Below are 1,558 nucleotides of genomic sequence, written 5' to 3'. Positions count from 1 at the left end.
AGCAGTTTTAAAACTAGCCTTTATGATTCTAATACTGGGCTTTGGACTGCTGCTGATGAAATGAATGTGCGGCGGGCATATCAAGGCAATGTTACACTACAAAATGGTAATGTATTTACTTGGGGGGGCTCATGGAGTGAAGTACCGCCTTACCCAACCAGTAGCGATAAAGTTGCTGAGATTTGGGATATTACCAATGATACTTGGACAGATTTAACAGGTTTAACAGGAGATATTTTATGGAACGCTAATGATGCTGCTCAAGAGGTTCCAGCAGAGGGGGTTTACCGTTTAGATAATCATCTTTGGCTTTGGGTGGCTTCTAATGGAGGATTGTTTCATGCAGGTCCAAGTGAAAACATGCATTGGGTTGATTTGACTGGAGCTGGTAGTGTATCTGCTGCTTATTCTAGAGGTGGTGACACCTATTCCATGAAAGGGACTACTGTTATGTTTGATATTGATAAAATTTTAAAAGTTGGTGGTTCTCGAAGCTATGGTAATTTTACTCCTGCTAAAGAAAATGCCTTTGTAATCGATATTAATGTGCCATTTAACACCGCACCAAACGTTCAGCAAACTCCTGATATGGAGTTTGAAAGAACCATGCATAATAGTACCGTACTTCCTAATGGGCAAGTATTGGTTACTGGAGGTTTAGACCATGCCGAAGTATTCTCAGATAATGGCGCACAATTATATGCTGAGCTTTTTACACCTAATGGCGCTGGTACCAACGGAACTTGGGAAACACTTTCTTACATGGCTACTCCTCGTACCTACCATAGTGTCGCTATTTTATTAACCGATGGAACTGTCTTTTCTGGTGGTGGTGGATTAAGTGAAATAGCCTTTAACCACTTTAATGGGGAGATTTTTTATCCTCCGTACCTTTTTGAAACAGATGGTTCATTCAAAGAAAGACCATACATCAATGCACCAGCTACTTCCAATTATAGTACCAACATGAACGTTTCAGGTAGCAATGGTATTGATGAAATGGCTTTAGTACGATTTTCTGCAGCAACACATAGTACCAATAACGAACAAAGAAGAATCCCGGTTACTTATACCGAGGATACACCTGGTAACTATACGGTTGCTATTCCTGATGAAAATCTATTACCACCAGGATATTACATGCTTTTTGCAATGGATAATGGAGTTCCTTCTTTAGCCGAAACCATCCAAATTGCACAACCAGTATTTACTGGTGCTAATCCTTGCGATGGTGGGGTGAATATTATTCCTGAAGTTACCGTTAATGGAACTGTAAATACAGGAGATGACTTTTACCTTTTAACAGGCGGCGAAAATATTACCATAGCAGCAAATGGGGCCACCATAACTAACATCACTAGACCAGATGGGTCTGTCGCCAATGCAGCTACAATAGCTGTAACAGGACTAGATGAAAACTCTGAAGGATGGTATACCCTAAAAACAGCAGCAGGATGCTTTACCAGAGTTAAACTTGTTATCAATACACCAGATACTCCTTTCTGCGCTACAACATCTAATCTTGCACTAAATAAACCAGCAAAACAGTCAAGTACAA

General features: G+C 40.3%; 1 protein-coding gene. It reads left to right on the top strand.

Annotated elements, in window-relative coordinates; translation table 11 throughout:
• The coding region (locus tag RM542_RS14785; RefSeq protein ID WP_311386524.1) for a galactose oxidase early set domain-containing protein at positions 1 to 1,558 on the top strand (1,558 nt) is incomplete at both ends.

Origin of the sequence: Croceitalea sp. P059 (assembly GCF_031846365.1) — a bacterium.
Taxonomy (GTDB): domain Bacteria; phylum Bacteroidota; class Bacteroidia; order Flavobacteriales; family Flavobacteriaceae; genus Croceitalea; species Croceitalea vernalis.
Note: the sequence above shows the minus strand (reverse complement) of the source record. Positions and strands in the feature narration are given on the sequence as shown.